Raw genomic sequence first — 18,766 nt, forward strand, 5'->3', positions numbered from 1 at the left:
CCGCTCTTTCAGGTCCCGCGGCCCAGCGTCCCGAAGGTCGATCAGACCGCGGGGCGCTGGGTCGCCCGATTCTGCAAGGAGCCTGCTACCCCTTCTGGAGATAGACGAGGATCGGGTAGTTCGGCACCGCGACGCTGATGTTGCGTCCACCCCGAACCTTGATCTTTACGGTCGTATCCTCCAGCGGGTCGAAAGCCACGGCCTTGATCTTCCCGCTGCCGAACCATGAAACCAGATCCACCTGCTTCGTAGGCATCTGGGCCGGGCCCGCGTAAGTCTGGTCCCAGCGCCAGAACGGAGCCCGGCTCCACAGCGCAACGATCAGGCTGCCATCTTCGCGCTGGAGCGGAAGTATGCCGATCGATCCGTCCGCCGTCTTCAGCCTGGCCCCGATCGGGCCTTCGTTCCTGTCGGAGCGGGTCTTGGCCAGGAACCCGGTCAGGCGGTGAAGCGCCTTTGCCGCGGCCTTGGGCCGATGTTCGAAAGTGAAGAGGCCGAAGTGAAATTCCGGCTCCGTTCCCTTGGGATCGCGCTTCTCGTCCAGCAGTTCATAGATGTAGCTACGCCTGATGCCGCTCTCGGCGCCCTCGAAATAGGCGGTGAGGACCAGCTTGGCCTGGGCGACTTCATCGATGCCGAGCTGCGTGTAGTTGGCCCAGTACGGCTTGCCCTCGGGCCAGCCTTCGGGAAGCGTGAAATTGCCGAATTCGGTATTGGCGCGCGGTGCCTTTGCTGCCCTGCCGGTGTATTTGTCGAACGCGCTTCGAATCGCCGGTCCGGGCTGCTGCGCATTGTTGCTATAGGCATGGACATTCGCCCAGTCCGCCATTCCCGACAGGTCCGAAACCGCTTCTCCGCCCGTGAAATAGAGCACGGGCAGGTGCGAAAGGTCGGCATGCGCCTTGACCTTGGCATAGAGATCGCGCTGCGCCGCGCGCCCCGCTTCGTCCTTGTGCAGGCCGCGATAGCTGACGGGCCAGTTGTTGATCTCGTTGAAGCCCTCGATACTCACGACCGCTCCGGGGACCTGGGCCATGAGGTTCGCTGCGAAATCGACGTTCCGGTCCATCTGGTCCGCCGTCGCGATCAGGTTGAAGCGCAGGCCTTCGGAGGCGAGGCGGGCATAGTCGGAGAGCGGTACGGTGTCGCCGCCGTCGTGGGTCCGCACGTGGACCAGTCCCAGATAGCGCATGTCGTCGCGAACCCGGTCGAGCCGGGCATAGGCGCCGTCGGTGAAGTTGAGGTGGACATTGACCCCCATGGAGTCGACGAATTGCGCTTCGGTGATTGCGCCTTCGGTCACGTCGGCCTGCTTGTGGCTTGCGCCTTCAAGCGCCGGGCCGTGGCAGGCAATCACCGCCACCAGTGACAGGATCGTGTATCCGAACGGTTTCATCGCAGCGTCGCCGACAGGAAAGGGATGGAGGCGCCTGAAGACCAGGCGGGCCACTGCCTGCAGTTTGCACGCCGCACCGGCGACTGCAAGGCAAGCTGCCGCGCAAGAGTATAGACCGAGGCCCGGCGAACTACTCTTCCGGGTTAAATGCCAATGGACGATACCTGCACCCGCGCATGTCCGACTATTGTCAGGGCATAGGGGAAGTCTCGCGAAGTCACGCCGAAATCCTGAAAGGGTCGTCGTGAAACGATTGACAAAATGCATTTGCGGGGAACGATGCGCGAAGCTCTCAAGTCCATTCTCGGTCCGGTTCTGAAGCGGGCAACCAGCAAGTACGTGGCCGGCGAAACTCTGGAAGATGCTGCCGAGCTGGCCTTGCGTGCCGGCCAGCAGAACCTGCGCTGCACCTTGTGTTACTGGAACGACGGAACCGAAGACCCCGAAATTGTCGTGCGCGAATATTCGAGGATCCTCTCGCTGGTCGGCGAGGGTCGCATCAATGGCGCGCTCGCCGCCAAACTGCCCGCGCTCAAGGAGCGGGAGGACTTGGTCGAACAAGTCGTCGCGCAGGCCCGCAAGGTCGGTGCTCCGGTCATATTCGATGCCCACGCGCCGCCGCAGACGGACGACACGCTCAAGGCTCTCGAGCGCTATCCGCGCGAGGGTGTCGGCCTTGCCATTCCCGGTCGCTGGAAGCGCAGTCTGCGCGATGCCGACCGTGCTATCGAGCTGGGCGTGCGCGTGCGGGTGGTCAAGGGCGAGTGGATCGATCCCGACCATCCCGGTATCGACTTGCGCGAAGGGTATCTCGGCATCATCAGGCGTCTTGCCGGAAAGGCCGCCTTCGTGGGCGTCGCCACCCACGATGCGCCGCTTGCGCGAGAGGCCATGCGCATCCTTGCCGAGGCGGGAACGCCGTTCGAGCAGGAGTTCGTCTATCCGCTGCCTATCGAGGCTGCCCTGCGCGAAGGCGCGCCTTACGGGGCCGGGGCACGGCTGTACATTCCCTATGGCGAAGCCTGGCTGCCCTATTCGCTCAAGCGCGCGATCAAGAGCCCGAAGACGCTTTACTGGCTGGGCCGTGACCTGATCGGCGGCAGGAACTTCGTGCTGCCGTCGCTGGACCCGGCGCAGATGCCCGCAGCGCCGGTCGCGAACTGACCGGTCCAGTCTCGGGCGAGGGATTCCGAACAATCCGAATGGATTAGCGCTGCTGCCCGTTTCGTGCGCGCAGCCCATTGTAGCTACCGCCTAATAGGGCATGGGAAGCATCGCGGTCGCGACCTATCGTTAGGTATCAGGTGCTGTCGAGGTGGGCCCCGATTGCCTTTCGACGCGCCCCCACACGCAGCCGGTTGATGAGGATGCAAGCTCTGCGCATTGCGATCGTTCTGCCAACGCCCGATCGGCCCGCCGGATGGTGCACGCGTCTGGTGGAGCAGATCGAGGCCGAGCCGCGTTTCGACCTGCGGACCCTCATCGCCTGTCCTTCGGGCATGGAGCTATCATCGGGTAACGGCCTGATCCGCACATGGTACGCGTTCGAGCGCAGGGTCGTGGGCAAGCTGCAGGGCTCAGACCCTCTCGATGGGGCTGACCGGCCTGGCAAATTCCCGATCCTTGCCAGTGACGATCACCTTGCGATTGTGGGCATGGACCTCGACGTGATCGTCGATCTGTCCGGCCGTGCCGTCGGGATCTTTCCGTCAGAGGCTGCACGGCTGGGGATCTGGTACCCCGATTTCCTGCGGCGCCCTGCCGGGACTACGGCGATGGCCGCGATTCTCGCGCGTGATCCGGTCATAGCGATTTCGCTACTGCGCGGCGCTGCGGACAAGGAGGAGACCACGATCGCGACGGGGCGGCTCAACACCAAGTTCTTGGCCACGCGCAACGAGGACTTCATGCTCGAAAAGGCGGTGCCGCTGATCGTCAACGCCTTGAAGCGGGCGCATCAGTCGCAAGCATCCGAACTGCCTTCCTTGCCCAGGTCCGCAGAGCCGCTGCAGCCGGGAGGATCTGGTCTTTGTACCTATCTGGCTCGTCTTGGGGGTGACGGGGCGGCGAAAGTGGTTGAGAAAGTCGGTGAGAAGCTGGGTGCACGCCCGGGCATGTTCTTTCTCAAGTCCTACGCCGCAGCGTGGTCCGAGTTCGATCCCGCGAGGGCAACGCCGCATGTCTCGGCGAGGAACAGCTATTTCGCGGATCCCTTCCTGTGGGAGCGGGCGGGGGCGCTGTACTGCTTCTTCGAGGAGTTCGACTACCGCACCGGGCGCGGGCACATCAGCGTGGGGCGTTTCGAGGACGGACAGCTCACCGACATTCAGGTCGCGCTGCGCCGGGATTACCACCTGTCGTTTCCCCATCTCTTCGAGCACGAGGGCGAGCTCTACATGATGCCCGAATGCTGCGAGGTCCGGCGGCTCGAAGTTTGGAAGTGCCGCGCGTTTCCGCATGACTGGGAACTGCACGCCACTGCGCTGGAGGGCGTCGTGGCGGCCGATTCGACGCTGAACCTGATCGACGGCAACTGGTGGCTTTTCACCAATATCTCCGACGACGCTTTTCTCGACATGAACACGCAGTTGCACATCTTCCGCGCCGACGGGCCCGATCTTGCGAAGCTGGAACCCCACGCCCTCAATCCCGTCGTCGTCGACGCGCGCGAGGCACGCAATGCCGGGCGTATCCTGGATCTGGACGGCAGGCTCTATCGGCCCGCGCAGGACAATTCGCACGGCACGTACGGCTACGGCGTGCGGCTCATGGAAATCGAGGACCTGTCCCTCGACAACTACCGGGAAAGCCTCGCCTATGCGATCGAGCCGGATTTCGAGCCCGGCATAACCGGCTGCCATCACTTCGACGTGCGGGCCGGGCGGGTAGTGATGGACGTGCGCAGGCGCGTCGGCGGCTTTGCCGGCCTTGCGCGCGGCCGTCCGGCCTCACGATCTGCGACAGGCGCCGTACCGCGCGTGGGCACGGCCGAGGGCAAGGTGTCTGCGGCGCTCGGCATGCGGTCGGCCCGCTCGCAATATCTCAGGGGGAGCGAATGACCCGATGACTGCGATCGATCAAGTGGTCGTCATCAACGACTTTGCCTCTGCATCGCGCGGAGGCGCAACCGTTATCGCGCTGGAGGCGGTCAGGCTCTATCGCCGGCTGGGATACCCGGTAACCTATATCTGCGGCGATGCGCCGACATCGCGGCTGAGCGACATGGGCGTGACGCAGGTGACCTTGGGATCGGACGCATTGCTCGACCTCCCGGCGCGCCGTGCGCTGATGCAGGGGCTGCACAATCCCACTGCCGAGCGCATGGTTGCCGACTGGATCCGCGACAACGATACCCACGGCACGGTCTATCACCTGAACAACTGGTCGCAGATCCTGTCCCCTTCCATCTTCCGCGCATTGCGCGAGGTGGAGGACCGGCTGATCGTGACCTGTCACGACTTCTTCAACATCTGTCCCAATGGCGGATTTAGCCATTTCCCGAGCGCTACGCCGTGCCAGCACCGCTCGCTCTCGGCGCAATGCCTCGCGAGCCAGTGCGACCGGATCAGCAGCGCGCGCAAGTATTGGCGCGCATTGCGGCACATGCGTTTGAACAGTGTTGCGCGTTTTGCCGAAAATCGCGCGACCTTCACTTTCCTGCATGACCGGATGCTGGAGAAATTCGCCAGCAGTGGATTTCGGGCCCCGAACAGGGTCGCGATCCCCAATCCCGCGCAGGCCTGGACCGAGGAGCGGGTGGCGGCGGAGCGCAACGAGGGCTTTCTCTTCGTCGGCCGGCTTGGCCACGACAAGGGCGCCGACCTTGCGATCAAGGCGGCCGTTGCTGCCGGACAGAAAATCACCCTGATCGGCAGCGGCCAACTCGGGACCACAGAAGCGCGCAGGAGCAAGTACGCGCGCGTCATCGGCTGGCAGGACCGGGAAGGCATCGCCGAAATAGCCAGGCAATGCCGCGCGATCATCGTACCGAGCAGGGTCACCGAACCTTTCGGGCTCGTGATTCTCGAGGCGGCGATGAGCGGGCTTCCGGTCATTCTGGCATCGCATGCCTACCTCGCCGACGATGCGGTCCGGCTGGGCTTTGCCAGGACCTTCAACATCGATCGCTTCGACAAGCTGGCGAACCTGATGGGAGAGCTGGCGACCGACGACGAACTGGTCGAAGGCATGAGCCGGGCGGGCTTTGCAGATGCCCATTCGCTCTGTCACACGCCCGACAGCTGGATCGGCGCGTTCATCGATATCTTCGAGGAAAAGTTGCAACAGTCAGGGCGCGTGCGCGAACCGGCCCTGCGGCAATCCTTTGCGTGATCGCACGATCTGCCGCAGGGCGCTCCTCGCGGGGCGTTTCCGCAGCTTGCAAAGCACTGCGCTTGGATTTCGGGGCTGCCGCACGTCTCCAGGTAAATCACGCAATCGTAACGATTTTCCGATCCCTTTGCCCCTTTGGGCTAGGGTTCTGCTCCTTCGGTCTAACCACAGTGCGTGATTCCTGCCCCAGACCTAACATGCCAATATGAGTCGTGAATTGGATGCGATTTCCGGTCCTGAAGTTCAACTTTGCTTGAGGGCGTCGTTTCCGTTTTATTTCATTCCGATTTGGTGAAAGCATGACTGATAGAGCTGAAAAAGTAACATTATCTCTGCCAGTATTTAATGGTTCAGATTACATAGCCGACGCTATAGAATCTATTCTCGGTCAGACGCTCACCGATTTCAGGTTGTACGTTACAGACAACGCCTCCCATGACGACACACCGGATATTGTCTCTTCCTACGCCCGCAAGGACAGCCGCGTCGTTCTGGTGAGGAATAAGGAAAACATCGGCGCCGCCGCGAACTACAACTTGGGTTTCACCTACCGGGCCGGGAAGTACTTCAAGTGGTGCGCGCACGACGATCGCCTCAGCCCCAACTATCTCGAAGCCTGCGTGGATGCACTGGAAGCGCGCCCCGACGTAGGTCTGGCTTACGGCAGGACCTTGCAGATCAGCCCCAAGGACGAGATTTTCGAGATTCCGGAATACGAGACGCCCTCGATCGACAATGACGATCCGGCGCAGCGCTTCAGGCAGACGATAGCCCTGTCGAAGACCTGCTTCCCGATCTTCGGGGTGTTTCGGCCCGAGCTGCTGGAGCGTTCGATGCTTCATCGCTCCTACTACGGATCGGACCGCGCGTTGCTGGCCGAAATGGCAATCCTGGGCAAGTTCCTGCTGGTCGAGGATGCGGTGTTCTACAACCGCGAACACGAAGAACGCTCGATCAACATCGACGACAAGCTGCAGCGCAGTCTCTGGCAGACGGGGCGCAAGAGCCGCAGCGCCGCGGCCGAGCACATCCAGCTGGCGTCCCATCTGTTCCGGATCGCATCGCGGCACGGCGATGTCGTGGCGCCCTATCGGCTCTGGGCGGGCCTGATCCGCCGCAGCCTGACGCCGGTGGAACTGGGCCGTTATTCGCTGGAACTGGCCGGCATGATCTCGCCGAAGATGGCCGCATTCCTCAAGCGCAATTTCGCCGGGCAGATCGGCCCCCGCCAGCTCAAACAGGTGGTGTTCAAATGACTATGCATGATTTCTCCAAGGTGAGAGTAGGCATCCTGGCCGGCGGCTTGGGTTCGCGACTGTCGGAAGAGACCGAAACCCGGCCCAAGCCGATGGTCGAGATCGGCGGCATGCCGATGCTCTGGCACATCATGATGATCTACAGCCACTATGGCTTCAACGACTTCAGCGTTGCGCTGGGCTACAAGGGCGAATTCATCAAGCGCTGGTTCCACGAGCATTTCTCGGTCTCCGGATCGGTGTCGTTGAGCACGCGGACTGGTGAACTGGTGCGCCATTCGCCCGACTGCGCGCCCAACTGGAACGTCGACCTCGTTGAAACCGGCATGAAGGCCGGCACCGGCGGACGCATCAAGAAGCTGGCGCCCTGGCTGGGCGACAACACGATGATGGTCACATGGGGCGACGGCGTGGCCGATATCGACATTCCTAAGCTGCTGGCGTTCCACAAGTCGCACGGCAAGCTCGCCACGCTGACCGCGGTCCGCCCGCCGGCACGCTACGGCCACCTCGAATTCGACGGCGACAGGATCACCTGCTTTGCCGAGAAGCCGCAGCTTGGCGAAGGCTGGATCAACGGCGCGTTCTTCGTGCTGGAGCCGGGCGTGATGGATTACATCGACAGCGAGGAGGAGATGTTCGAGCAGAACCCGCTCTCCCGTCTGGCGCAGGACGGCCAGCTCATGGCCTACCGCCACACCTCGTTCTGGCAGTGCATGGATACCATGCGTGAAAAGCAGATTCTCAACGATTACTGGATGTCGGGCCAGGCGCCCTGGAAACTCTGGAGGGATACGGTTCATGAAAGTCCTGCTGACTGGGCATCTGGGGTACATCGGGACAGTGCTGGCTCCCCGCTTGCTAGAGCGAGCGCATGAAGTAGTCGGTCTCGACAGCGATCTCTTCGCCGAGTGCACCTTTTCAGGTGCGATTCCGAACATCGCCTCGATCGGTCAGGACGTTCGCAGCTTCGTTCTCGAACCCGATGCCATCGACCGGCTGCGCGGTTTCGACGCGGTCATTCACCTGGCCGGATTGTCGAACGATCCGCTTGGCGACTACCGGCCCGGACTGACGCAGGAAATCAATACCGGGGCCTCGGTGGACCTCGCACGCCTTGCCAAGGCGGCAGGAGTTTCGCGCTTCGTCTATGCCTCGTCCTGTTCCAACTACGGCGCCTCGGACGACAATTTCATCACCGAGGACGGCGCGCTCAATCCGGTAACGCCCTATGGCGTGTCGAAGGTGGAATCGGAGAAGGGCATCCTCGCTCTTGCCGACGAAACCTTCAGCCCCACCTTCCTGCGCGCTTCGACGGCCTATGGGCTCTCGCCCAGGTTGCGTTTCGACCTCGTGGTCAACAACCTGACGGCGTGGGCGACGACGACCGGCGACGTCCATCTCAAGAGCGACGGATCGCCGTGGCGGCCCATCGTCCATGTAGAGGACATTGCTCTCGCCTACATCGCCTCGGTCGAAGCCCCGCGCGAAGACGTCCACTGCGAGGTGTTCAACGTCGGGCAGACGAGCGAGAACTACCAGATCCGCGAGATTGCCGAGATTGTGCGCGATGTCGTGCCGGGATCGAAGATCGCCTTTGCCGAGGATGCCAGCCCGGACCTGCGCAATTACCGCGTGGACTGTAACTACATCGCGCGCCGGCTCCACGCCTTCAAGCCGCAATGGACCTGCCGGCGCGGCGTCGAGCAGCTGTTCGCGGCCTTCACGTCCAGCGGGCTGAACGTCGAGCAGTTCGAAGGGCCGCGCTTCAAGCGTATCGCGCACATCCAGCAGCGTATCCGTGAAGGGTCGCTCAACGAAGACCTCTTCCCGGTCCAACAGTTTGCCGTAGCCTGAGGGGGACTACATGAACCAGATTCTCCTGCATCAACCCGGCGTTGCATCGCAGACCGAAACCGCCTGCCGCTGCTGCGGCGGCCAGTCGCTCCATCCGTTTCTCGACCTCGGCTTCACGCCGCTGGCCGACCGGCTGATCCGGCCCGAGGATGGCGATACGCCCGAGCTGACCTTCCCGCTCGTGGTCGCGTTCTGCCCCGATTGTGCGCTGGTCCAGATCCTGGAGACGGTCGCGCCTGAAATCCTTTTCGCAGACGCCTATCCCTACTACTCGTCCTTCTCGCCGGCGCTGCTCGAGCATTCGCGCGCGAACGTCCTGCAGCGGCTGGACGAGCGGGAACTCGGTCCATCGAGCCTGGTCGTGGAACTGGCCAGCAATGACGGCTACCTGCTCAAGAACTATGTCGAGCACGGCGTGCCGGTCTGCGGCATCGATCCGGCCGACGGTCCCGCCGCCGCCGCCCGCAAGGTGGGCGTTCCAACGCTCTGCGACTTCTTCACCGAGGAATTCGCAAGCAAGTTCGTGGGCGAGCACGGCAAGGCGGACATCGTCCACGCCAACAACGTGCTGGCCCACGTGGCGGATACCAACGGCTTCGTCGCCGGCATCCGCAACCTGCTCAAGCCCAATGGCGTGGCCGTGATCGAGATGCCCTATCTGCTGCGACTGATCGAGCATGTCGAATTCGACACGATCTATCACGAACACTTGTGCTATTTCTCGGTCACGGCGCTGGACAACCTGTTCCGGCGGCACGGGCTGTTCCTCAACCGGGTCGAGGAACTGGCGATCCACGGCGGCTCGCTGCGCATCTTCGTCGAACCCTTCGAGGCTACCGGCGAGAGCGTCGAAAAGCTCATGGCCCACGAAAAGGCTATCGGGCTCGATACGCTGGACTTTTTCGCCGAGTTCTCGGCGCGGGTGGATACCCTCAAGGAAAAGCTGCTCGGCCTCGTCTACAAGTTGAAAGGTGAAGGCCACTCGATCGCCGCCTACGGCGCGGCGGCCAAGGGCGCGACGATGCTCAATTACTGCGGCCTCGACACCCGTCAGCTCGATTTCGTGGTGGACCGCAATGTGAACAAGCAGGGCATGCTGATGCCCGGCGCGCACCTGCCCATTCTGGCGCCCGAGGAACTGGTCGCCCGCAAGCCCGATTTCGTGCTCATGCTGGCCTGGAATTTCGCGGACGAGATCCTCGCCCAGCAGCAGGAATACCGCGATGCCGGCGGCCGCTTCATTGTCCCCGTCCCCGAACCGAGGATTGTCGAATGAACCTGGTCGATCCAGCCCTTTCGGCGCGGACCCAAGACGCGCTCGCGCGTGAAGGGACGCCGGTGGCCTGCCCCAGTTGCGCGGCGGCTCAGACGCAGCTGTTTTACAAGGTGGAGAACGTTCCGACGAACTCCTGCATCCTGTTCGCAACGCGCGAGGAAGCGCTTGGGTGTCTGCGCGGTGAAGTTGCGCTGCATTTCTGCAGCAACTGCGGCTTCATATTCAATGCGAGCTTCGACCAGTTCCTAACCGAATACTCGGGACGCTACGAGGAGACGCAAGGGTTCTCTCCGACGTTTTCGCGCTTCCACCGCAATCTTGCGGCGGAACTGATCGAGCGGCACGGCTTGCGTGGGCGCGAGGTCATGGAGATCGGCTGCGGCAAGGGCGAATTCCTCGTCCTGCTCTCGCAACTGGGGGAAAATACCGGCGTCGGAGTCGATCCCGGCGCGCTGCCGGAACGGCTTGAAGGCGTCGAGGGCGCCGAGCGGGTGACCTTGATCCCGGAATACTTCCGGCCCGATCACTGCGCCAGCGAGCCGGACTTCCTGTGCTGCAAGATGACCCTGGAGCACATCCCGGACACGGCGAGCTTCATTTCGACGATCCGGGCCGGACTGACCGAGGACAAGGGCACCGTCGTCTTCTTCCAGGTGCCCGAGACCTACCGCATCCTTGAGCATTGCGCGTTCGAGGACATTTATCACGAGCATTGCTCGTACTTCACCGAGACTTCGCTGCGCCGCTTGTTCGAGGACTGCGACTTCGCGGTTTCGCGTACTGCCATCGAATACGACGACCAGTACCTGACGATCGAGGCCACGGCTTCGGGCAAGCAGGAGGGCGATGACGGATCCTCGCTGGCGGACCTCGCGCAGCTTGTCGCCAGCTTCCCCGAGCGGGTGGCGGCCCACAAGGCGCACTGGCGCGACAGGGTCAAGGCCGCCGCGGCGGAAGGCAAGTCGGTGGTGCTGTGGGGGTCGGGCTCCAAGGCGGTGTCGTTCCTGACCTCGCTCGATCTCGACGAGGAAGTGACCTGCGTCACGGACATCAATCCCAACCGTCACGGTCACTTCATGCCCGGCACCGGTCATCCGATCGTCGCGCCGGAGGAACTGGCCGAGATCAAGCCGGGCCTGATCGTGATCATGAACAGGATCTACAAGGACGAGATCGAGGACTACGTCAGCAGCCTCGGCATATCGTGCGAGGTGACTTTCCTCTGAAAATCCGTATTCGGCGCGCCGGTTCGTGCGTCTCAGGTTCAAGTCGTGGAAATTGGCATTATGAAGACTTCAATTACAACGGCCTCCGATCGCGGGTATCTGCCCGCGGCTTGTTGCCAATTGAAGTCGGTAGTGGACCATCTTCCGCCGGGGTGTGACGTCGAGCTCAATCTGGTGTGCTGCGACGTCGACGAGGCGGAACTCGAGGCCGCGCGCAAGTTCTTCGCGGCGAGACAGATGAGCGTGCGGATCTTCGCATCGAAAGAGGTCGAGCAGGCGATACGGCCGATCAATACCCGTTGGCCGCGTGCCGCCTATCTGCGCCTGTATTTCGACCGGATCTTCGGTTCGGACATCGAACGACTGATCTATTTCGATGCGGACACGCGGATCATGACTTCGCTAGCTCCGCTGCTGTCGCTCGATCTCAAGGGCAGGATCGCCGGCGCTGTGCACGATTTCGTCTATTACCTGACCGGCAATATTCGCCGTCGGCGCAAGGACCTGTTCCTTGCCGACGATGCGCCTTACCTGCAGTCCGGCGTCATGGTCTTCGACTGGCCGCGCATGCTGTCGGAAGGGGTGCTTGACCGGGCCCGCCAGTTCCTCGTCGATCACCCGGAAAGCTGCCAGGAAGCCCCGGACCAGGATGCGCTAAACTTTGCGCTGGAGGGGCAGTGGCTGCCCCTCGATCCGCGCTGGAACCTGCACGAGACTTATCTGGAGTTCGGCGGCGCGCTGACACCCAATCTGGAACACTATACCTCGACCAAGCCGTGGTCGAAGCGGCGGCCCGCGCGCTGGCAGGATGCTGCGCGCTGGTACCGCAGCGAGCTGGCGGACACGGTCTGGGCCGATTTCATTCCCGAACAGTCGAGCGTCGACAGGCTCAATGCCCGGATCGACTTTCTCAAGTTCCGCTACAATCCGAAGATCCGCGATGCACTTGCGGTCCATGCGCCTTTCGTCCTCGATGCGCTGCACGTGCCGCGCCAGCGGACCGACGAGGAGGAACTGCCCTGGGCGCCGCGCAACAGCAAGGACGTGGAGGACATGGCGATGGCTCTCGTCGCCGAAGCGCGGGGCGAGCGTGGAGAGATCCGTCCGCCCGAAGCGGTTCTCGATGGATACGGCAGCGGTTCGCCGATCGGTCTGAACGGCTTCCATGCACGGCCCAATACGCCATCGCCTTCCGGTGCTGCTTATTCCCGGTAATCCGGCCAATTGCGCCTAGAGGAGAATCTCAGCCCAACGTGACAGCGGGGGCGGGCCTTCGATCAGCCACTTGATGGCGACGATGCCGATGGTTGCGGAAACGCCGCTCACAAGAATTGCGAACTTGCCCGAGCGCACTTTCAGCGTCCTGTGGACGATGATCTGAAAGGTGATGGCGATGATCCAGAAGGCGGCGATCTGCAACCGGCTCTCGATGTGTCGCAGGTGCAGGCGCGTGAACATGCCCGCGATCAGAAAGCCGAACGAGGAAGCCAGCAGCAGGCAGAAATAGTTGGCTCGGGTCAGACGTCGCAAGGTTGCCTCAATCATCCACGGTTCGCGCGCAGTGGCGCACCGCACCTGAATTCGTCATGTACATCGGCGCGTCCCTGTCCTCAGGGGACGACCGGCCCGGAATTCGGTTGCGCGGTGGGCATCTGCCAGACGGCCGCGCCCGGGCGCCGGACGAGCTGAACGATCTCGCGCACGGGGCCGTCCGGGCGGCCCATCACCAGCCAGCTGGCTGCCACCGCGACGACATAGACTGCGCCGCCGGCGCAGACCTCGATGGCCAGCTGGACGAGGTTGCTGGCCTGCAGCGGCGAAAGCGCGCCATGCACGAAGTATGTGCCGACAGCCATGGCCCCGAGCCCCACGAGAGTGACCGAATGGGATGCGGCCTGCGTCGCGACGGTCACGCCGGTCAGCATCCGGGCGACGATCAGTTCGAAGACCATCGAGATGAACTCGCACACGCATCGGCCCAGCGCCGCGCCGATCATGCCGCCAAGCAGGAAGCCGATCACCACCAGGGGGACCTTGAGCACCAGGACGAGGGCCTGCTGCACGAACAGGATCTTCGTCCTGCCGAGCGCCATGGCCACCGGCTGCAGACCGGTGCTGAACAGGCTGATGGTGTAGAAGACCGCACTGATCTGGACGAACGGTACTGCCGCGATCCATTGCGGCCCCAGTGCCACTTTTACTGCCGGTTCCGCCACGAGTGCGAGGCCGATGCCGAGCGGTGCGGTGATCATGGCCAGGGTGGACTGGGCGCGCAGGCAGGCATTGCGCAGCCGGTTGAGGTCTCCGTTGAGGTTGGCGAGGCCCGGAAACAGCGCCATGCGGATCGGTTGGACCATCTCGCGCGCGGGCACGACGGCAAGGCTGTCCGCCATGGCATAGATGCCCAATTGCGCCCTCGGGACCAGCGCGCCGATGATCAGCTGGTCGACCCGCCAGTTGAGCGTTTCGCAAAGCTGCTTGAAGAACATCCAGCCCGAGAAGGACCAGATCTCCCGAAGGTGAACCAGCGAAAAGCGAGGGCGATAGGGCACCAGCGCGTAAGTGAGGACAGTGGCGACGAGGGCACCGATGGCGTTGCCCGAGATGATCGCCCAATAGGACTGGAGCAGGATGGCCAGGCCAATGGCCACGCCCAGGCTCATCAGCTTGAGACTGAGCTGCGAAATGGCGAGGGGCCAGAAACGCATTTCCTTGGTGACGACGGTCACCATCGGGTTCTGGAGGCCCATCAGGGCGCCGGTCAGTCCGGAGACCAGCAGGACCGGGATCAGGCCCGGAACCGAATAGACGAGCGACAACGGCCAGGCGAGCAGCACGAAGAAGACGCAAAGGGCAAGCGATCGCAGCAGCGCCATCGTCCATGCCGTGTCGACATGGCTCGCATCGATCTTGTCCTTGCGGATCAGGGCATTCGACAGTGAGAGTTCGGTGCAGGACTGGACGACGCTGAGCACCGAGCTGGCGATGGCGACGATGCCGAAGTCTTCGGGCGTCAGCAGATGCGCCAGCACGACAAGGGCGACCGCGCCCAGCAGGTTGCCGGTCAGGCGCGCGCTGCCGAGCGAGATGACCCCGTGCATCATGCCGAGCCTGAGGTTCATGATCCTATCCCGACTGCCGGGTTGCGCGTGCCCGGCGTAAAAGTGGTGCGGGGCCCGCCGCGATCACACGAGTCTTCAAAGTGAGACGATCTTGCGCGGATCCAGCTTTCCGCGCAGGAAATCGGCAATCGCCAGCAGGTTGCCGGCCAACCGACCGCGCCGGTCGATGTGCGGTTCGGGAGAGATGCTGTGCACCAGGTTGGCCGAGATGTTTTTCAGCAGCTGGCGCCAGCCGATATCGGGCTGCATCGTTCCCTTGCGATAGAGGTAGATCACGTTGGCGACCTGCGAATAGCCCAGGCGCTTGCCCGGCTGCCTTCCGCCACGGTCGCCGAGGTGAATGCCGGTGATCTCCGGGCCGGAAATCAGCTTGCCGCGCTTGCCGAGTTGATACGTCAGGTCGACGTCTTCCAGCCAGCCGTAGAGCGGCAGGTTTTCGTCGAAGCGCAAGTCGCCCAGCACGTCGAGACGCATCGCCATGTTGCAGCCATAAAGCGCCTGTCGCGGTAGATGCTCCGTCTGCGGCGGGCGCTCACCATCGATTTCGAGGCGGCGCACTGCCACGTCGAAGGGAATGGGCTCGTGCGAGACGCCGTCGTCGACCAGCATCCCGGTCAACCCGGCAATTTCGGGATCGGCGACCATGAGGGCTTCGGTCGCAGCGAGGTAATCGTTGGCCGGAACGAAATCGTCATCGAAGAAGATCACGACGTCTGCTTCGTCCTTGATCATCTCGATGCCAGAATTGCGCTGGCAGCACGTGCCGCGGGGACCGACAATCACCCGCGTGTTCGCGGAGACATTGTCGAGACCGGCTATGTCCGCGGGACAAGTGCCGATGACGACGATACCGTCCGCTGGTCGGGTCTGGTTTTCGAGGTGCTTGAGCAGCTTGCGCACGGAATCGGGCCGGCCATAAGTGGCGATGATGACATGAATCCGAAGCGGGGAGCTGCAATTCTGTCTAGCGATGTTGAGGTTGGCAGCTGTCATAAACCTACGTCACCATTACAATTTATGCCGATCGGCTGGCTTGAGGGTACCCGGTATTCGGTCTTCGCGGTCCTTCGAATGCCGATCCTTTTGCGCTTGTGGTTCACTAAACTCTTGCCGATTTCAGGCACTTGAGCGACCTCGTAATCGCGGTAACCCGCCTTAGTCACGGTCCGGGCGGGCCGTGCGAAGGGTGAATAATTCGGCCTACCCCGAAATCGGCCGGTGAATATGGACATTGCCTCATCGGCTGGTCTCCTATCCGGCCTGTTCGGGCAGCGTGACACCTGAAATCAACCGGGCGACGGCACGGCGCGGGACGGTGCGGTACTGGCCCAGCGGTAGTCGTTCGGCGAGACCCACCAGTGCCTGCGTGCCCTGGCGCAGGGTGGCTGCCATGCTGCGGGCCCGGCAGATCGATCCCTCGCACAAGTCGACCCGGTGGTCGGCGAAGTGGAGCTTGAAGTCCTCGTCGCCCTTGCCGAAATCGATCAGGGTCACGCCGTGTTCGTTGGCCGTCATCGCGCACTGGTTGATGAGATTGATCCCCGGACCCAGCTTGTAGAGCGCAAGGTCGTAAGACGGGAACCACCAGTGCAGCACGCCTTTTGCACGGATGCCGAAGTGGGCGGCGATCAGGCGGTCGCCTGCGTGCAGTGTGCTCATGACGCCGGCGAAGTCGGGCTCGTCTACGGTCCTGAGCCTGTCGAGGACATCGCCGACCCAGCCGCTGCCCAGCATGGCCCTGAGACCCATGCGTGCGTACTGGGCGTTCTTCATCTCGACGTGCCGTTCGTGAACGGCCTCGGAAGGATCGTGGAAGGCGAAGCGCAGCGGGCCGATCTCCGTCTCGGTCTTGCGTTGGCGGCGGCGGACCTCGCGCTGCGCCTTGGTCCAGCGCGAATCCTTGCGCGCGACGTAGGCATCGTAGCCATCCGACAGATCCATACGAGGCGAGTAGGAGAACGTATGCGCGCCTTCTGCCAGCGTCGAGAACGCGGTCGGCAGGTGGTTGTAATCGTAGGCAGAAAGGCCCGCGGAGCGCAGAAGGGCGGGGCCGGTGACGCTTATTCCGGGCGCCAGGATCGGGCCGTGATAATCGTTGATGTGTCCGCCGACCGGCTTGGCGACATCACCGCGTGTCAGGTGGAAGGGAAAGAAGCCGACCACATTGCCGCCCCGTTCCAGTACTGCGACGCGTGCATCCGGTCGCGCCGCGGCCACCGCCAAGGTGAACTGAGGGCGATAGAAGGGGCTCTGGTAAAGCGGATTGGCGTCGCAAAGCCAGCTCCAGCGGGCGAGAAGATCGCGGTCGAGCTGCGACGGCGGGAGAACTTTTGCCTTCATGCAGCCCTCTCCCGGACGGAAGTGGGTAGCCGGTTCGGGCAGCGGCGAAGAGGTGGGGATCGGGTCATGGGTGGTCCAGTGCCGTGCGCTTGCGCGCTCCGGTCCTTGCCATTTGCGAAGAATCGCGGTCGGAATCGCGGTCGGCCTGCGCTGTCTCGCGGCCCGGCCGCAGGGCCAGCGCAGCGCCTGACAGGATGGAGAAGATCGCCACCGGATTGGCGAGCGGCGAGGCGATGGCTGCCGGAATGAGGCTGAATACCGCCGCGCTGGCGAAGGCACCGCCCAGCGTCTGCGACGAATCGGCGCCGATGCCCCAGCTGGAGCGACGGGAAGGCTGGAAGATCGTCAGCAGGTACATGACGAAGGAGACGATGCCGATAACCCCCATGGCTCCGATGATTGCGGTCAGCATGCTGGATGAGCGGAAGCTGCCCGGGCCGATGCCAAGTCCGAAGGAATCGATGAGGCCGTGGATCCCCTGCATGGCCCAGAACAGGCGCTGCTGACCGGAATCGGTAGAGGATTTCGCCACGGTCATTTCCAGCACGAGGTTCCAGATCGCCGTCGCCACTTCAGGGATCAGCGCCATCAGGATCGCAACCAGGAACACGATCATGAACCCGACGAGCGCAAGGCGCTGGATCTTTCCCTGCGGCGCGAGATGGGGGAAGGCGAGGGCGCGCACCAGGAAGATCAGGGCATAACCGGCAAGCGCGACATAAGCAGTTGACGAGGTGCTGATCACCAGCATGACGGTCAGGATCGTTGCCAGCAGGCCCGTCTGCCGGGGGCGGATCGAGCGGTACCAAAGCTCGGCATTGACCACGAGGGCGATGAAGCAAGAGCCCGCGTAGGACGAGGCTTCGGGCAGAAGACCGCGTATGCGCACGAAACCGTCGACTTCGACGTTCATCTGCACATAGTCGCCGTTGCGGAAGATCGCGAGGGCATCCTCCAGGGGCGTTCCGCGTGCCAACAGATCGAGCAGGCCGGTGATGATGAAGAACCAGCCGCTCCAGATCGCGGTGTCGATGAGGACCTTCTTCGATCCACGTGCCTGGCAGAAGATGTAGGCGGCAATGGCTAGCAGCAGCGTTCCGACAAGGTAGGTGGCTGCAGTCAGGTTCTGGGAAGTCGGGCCGAGGGGAATGACGTCGAACAGGCCCGACCCCGGTATCGGGCGCATTGGGTAGACCTCGATCGCACCGCCGAACAGGCGCGGGCCGATGTACGCGTTGGCGATGCCGTAGAAGCAGAACAGCACGAGCCAGGCATTCGCACGCACGGCGTCGGGAAAGTAACCGTAGAGGCCGCCTTTTGGCGCAACGATACGCAGGTAGACGAATAGCAGGGCGAACTGGACGGGCGGGATCGAGGACCCACCGAGCGAGGGCAGGAGGATCGCCGCCGATCCGTCGAATAGGCCGCTCAGAATGAGGAAGATGAAAGCGCTGCCGGGGGTGCCGAAAAGCACAATCGCTCCGCCGACCACTATCTGGATCAATCCGATGAAGGTGAGTTCCAAAGAGAATTCCCCATGATCCCGCGCCGTTCGGCAGCCATGCGATTGGACGAAGAGGGCCTTGCCCAATCTGTACGCACTGGTCCGAAGCCTGTCTGGACCTCGTTAGGCACGTTGCGTTCCATGCCTTCAGGCAGCCGAACATGAGCAGGAACCTAGCACCGCGAACGAGCGTGCCGCCAATGCGCATTCGAGTTAGCCTTGGCGTCGAACTGGCTTTTGCAGACGGAAGGGCGGGGGGCGGCGACCAGCGCCTGCAAGGGCTTCTTCCCGCCCGGAAGCGCGCTGAAAAAGCGGACTAATCCTTATCAGCAAGTGCCCGGTGGATGGCGCTGAGCCATCATGCAGGCCGTTGGTTTACGTGTATGCGCCATGACGGCGGCGCGCGTCCCGGGAGACGGTATCTCGCGCAACGCATTCAGATTGGGTCAAAATCAGA

The 18,766-nt window shown here is 62.9% G+C and carries 15 protein-coding genes; 9 read left to right on the forward strand and 6 right to left on the reverse strand.

Going from position 1 to position 18,766, the window contains the following annotated elements; translation table 11 throughout:
- Positions 1–85: 85 nt before the first annotated feature.
- Positions 86–1,396: a calcium-binding protein gene (locus PP1Y_RS11235; protein WP_013832337.1), complete on the reverse strand. Its 1,311-nt coding sequence runs from the start codon at positions 1,394–1,396 to the stop codon at positions 86–88.
- 279 nt (positions 1,397–1,675) lie between these two features.
- Between PP1Y_RS11235 and PP1Y_RS11240 the strand changes: the two genes are divergently transcribed.
- The 9 genes from PP1Y_RS11240 to PP1Y_RS11280 all read left to right on the forward strand — a co-directional run bounded on the left by PP1Y_RS11240 (position 1,676) and on the right by PP1Y_RS11280 (position 12,558).
- Positions 1,676–2,560 (forward strand): proline dehydrogenase, encoded by an 885-nt coding sequence (locus PP1Y_RS11240; protein ID WP_013832338.1) that lies wholly within the window; start codon positions 1,676–1,678, stop codon positions 2,558–2,560.
- A gap of 197 nt (positions 2,561–2,757) precedes the next feature.
- Entirely contained in the window at positions 2,758–4,455 is a 1,698-nt protein-coding gene (locus PP1Y_RS11245) for a hypothetical protein (protein ID WP_232512625.1), read from the forward strand.
- Between the two features lie 4 nt (positions 4,456–4,459).
- Positions 4,460–5,728 carry a glycosyltransferase family 4 protein gene (locus PP1Y_RS11250; RefSeq protein WP_013832340.1) on the forward strand — a complete coding sequence of 423 codons (1,269 nt, stop codon included), beginning with the start codon at positions 4,460–4,462 and terminating at the stop codon, positions 5,726–5,728.
- A 299-nt stretch (positions 5,729–6,027) separates the two neighbouring features.
- Positions 6,028–6,984: a glycosyltransferase family A protein gene (locus PP1Y_RS11255; protein WP_013832341.1), complete on the forward strand. Its 957-nt coding sequence runs from the start codon at positions 6,028–6,030 to the stop codon at positions 6,982–6,984.
- Positions 6,981–7,862: a glucose-1-phosphate cytidylyltransferase gene (gene rfbF / locus PP1Y_RS11260; protein WP_274378217.1), complete on the forward strand. Its 882-nt coding sequence runs from the start codon at positions 6,981–6,983 to the stop codon at positions 7,860–7,862. Before PP1Y_RS11255 ends, rfbF begins: the two co-directional genes overlap by 4 nt.
- Positions 7,786–8,841, forward strand: coding sequence for an NAD(P)-dependent oxidoreductase (locus tag PP1Y_RS11265; RefSeq protein ID WP_013832342.1), 1,056 nt, complete (start codon positions 7,786–7,788; stop codon positions 8,839–8,841). The genes rfbF and PP1Y_RS11265 overlap by 77 nt, the downstream gene beginning before the upstream one ends.
- 10 nt (positions 8,842–8,851) lie before the next feature.
- Positions 8,852–10,117, forward strand: coding sequence for a class I SAM-dependent methyltransferase (locus tag PP1Y_RS11270; protein WP_013832343.1), 1,266 nt, complete (start codon positions 8,852–8,854; stop codon positions 10,115–10,117).
- Positions 10,114–11,343 carry a class I SAM-dependent methyltransferase gene (locus PP1Y_RS11275; RefSeq protein ID WP_013832344.1) on the forward strand — a complete coding sequence of 410 codons (1,230 nt, stop codon included), beginning with the start codon at positions 10,114–10,116 and terminating at the stop codon, positions 11,341–11,343. The genes PP1Y_RS11270 and PP1Y_RS11275 overlap by 4 nt, the downstream gene beginning before the upstream one ends.
- A gap of 132 nt (positions 11,344–11,475) precedes the next feature.
- Complete coding sequence (locus PP1Y_RS11280) at positions 11,476–12,558, forward strand: glycosyltransferase (RefSeq protein WP_041558789.1); 1,083 nt, start codon at positions 11,476–11,478, stop codon at positions 12,556–12,558.
- Positions 12,559–12,573: 15 nt separating this feature from the next.
- Here the strand turns inward: PP1Y_RS11280 and PP1Y_RS11285 are convergent, their stop codons facing one another.
- The 5 genes from PP1Y_RS11285 to PP1Y_RS11305 all read right to left on the reverse strand — a co-directional run bounded on the left by PP1Y_RS11285 (position 12,574) and on the right by PP1Y_RS11305 (position 18,330).
- Complete coding sequence (locus PP1Y_RS11285) at positions 12,574–12,888, reverse strand: hypothetical protein (protein WP_007013597.1); 315 nt, start codon at positions 12,886–12,888, stop codon at positions 12,574–12,576.
- 65 nt (positions 12,889–12,953) lie between these two features.
- Positions 12,954–14,465 carry a lipopolysaccharide biosynthesis protein gene (locus PP1Y_RS11290; RefSeq protein WP_041558790.1) on the reverse strand — a complete coding sequence of 504 codons (1,512 nt, stop codon included), beginning with the start codon at positions 14,463–14,465 and terminating at the stop codon, positions 12,954–12,956.
- Positions 14,466–14,540: 75 nt separating this feature from the next.
- Positions 14,541–15,458 carry a glycosyltransferase family 2 protein gene (locus tag PP1Y_RS11295; RefSeq protein ID WP_013832348.1) on the reverse strand — a complete coding sequence of 306 codons (918 nt, stop codon included), beginning with the start codon at positions 15,456–15,458 and terminating at the stop codon, positions 14,541–14,543.
- Between the two features lie 258 nt (positions 15,459–15,716).
- Positions 15,717–16,805: a GNAT family N-acetyltransferase gene (locus PP1Y_RS11300; protein ID WP_013832349.1), complete on the reverse strand. Its 1,089-nt coding sequence runs from the start codon at positions 16,803–16,805 to the stop codon at positions 15,717–15,719.
- A gap of 64 nt (positions 16,806–16,869) precedes the next feature.
- Positions 16,870–18,330, reverse strand: coding sequence for a hypothetical protein (locus tag PP1Y_RS11305; RefSeq protein WP_041558791.1), 1,461 nt, complete (start codon positions 18,328–18,330; stop codon positions 16,870–16,872).
- Positions 18,331–18,766: the final 436 nt, after the last annotated feature.

Origin of the sequence: Novosphingobium sp. PP1Y (assembly GCF_000253255.1) — a bacterium.
Classification (GTDB): Bacteria; Pseudomonadota; Alphaproteobacteria; order Sphingomonadales; family Sphingomonadaceae; genus Novosphingobium.

Coding starts and splice junctions, on each gene's coding strand:
- PP1Y_RS11235 (WP_013832337.1), bottom strand. CDS start 1,396: ATGAAACCGTTCGGATACACGATCCTGTCACTGGTGGCGGTGATTGCC.
- PP1Y_RS11240 (WP_013832338.1), top strand. CDS start 1,676: ATGCGCGAAGCTCTCAAGTCCATTCTCGGTCCGGTTCTGAAGCGGGCA.
- PP1Y_RS11245 (WP_232512625.1), top strand. CDS start 2,758: ATGAGGATGCAAGCTCTGCGCATTGCGATCGTTCTGCCAACGCCCGAT.
- PP1Y_RS11250 (WP_013832340.1), top strand. CDS start 4,460: ATGACTGCGATCGATCAAGTGGTCGTCATCAACGACTTTGCCTCTGCA.
- PP1Y_RS11255 (WP_013832341.1), top strand. CDS start 6,028: ATGACTGATAGAGCTGAAAAAGTAACATTATCTCTGCCAGTATTTAAT.
- rfbF (WP_274378217.1), top strand. CDS start 6,981: ATGACTATGCATGATTTCTCCAAGGTGAGAGTAGGCATCCTGGCCGGC.
- PP1Y_RS11265 (WP_013832342.1), top strand. CDS start 7,786: ATGAAAGTCCTGCTGACTGGGCATCTGGGGTACATCGGGACAGTGCTG.
- PP1Y_RS11270 (WP_013832343.1), top strand. CDS start 8,852: ATGAACCAGATTCTCCTGCATCAACCCGGCGTTGCATCGCAGACCGAA.
- PP1Y_RS11275 (WP_013832344.1), top strand. CDS start 10,114: ATGAACCTGGTCGATCCAGCCCTTTCGGCGCGGACCCAAGACGCGCTC.
- PP1Y_RS11285 (WP_007013597.1), bottom strand. CDS start 12,888: ATGATTGAGGCAACCTTGCGACGTCTGACCCGAGCCAACTATTTCTGC.
- PP1Y_RS11290 (WP_041558790.1), bottom strand. CDS start 14,465: ATGAACCTCAGGCTCGGCATGATGCACGGGGTCATCTCGCTCGGCAGC.
- PP1Y_RS11295 (WP_013832348.1), bottom strand. CDS start 15,458: ATGACAGCTGCCAACCTCAACATCGCTAGACAGAATTGCAGCTCCCCG.
- PP1Y_RS11300 (WP_013832349.1), bottom strand. CDS start 16,805: ATGAAGGCAAAAGTTCTCCCGCCGTCGCAGCTCGACCGCGATCTTCTC.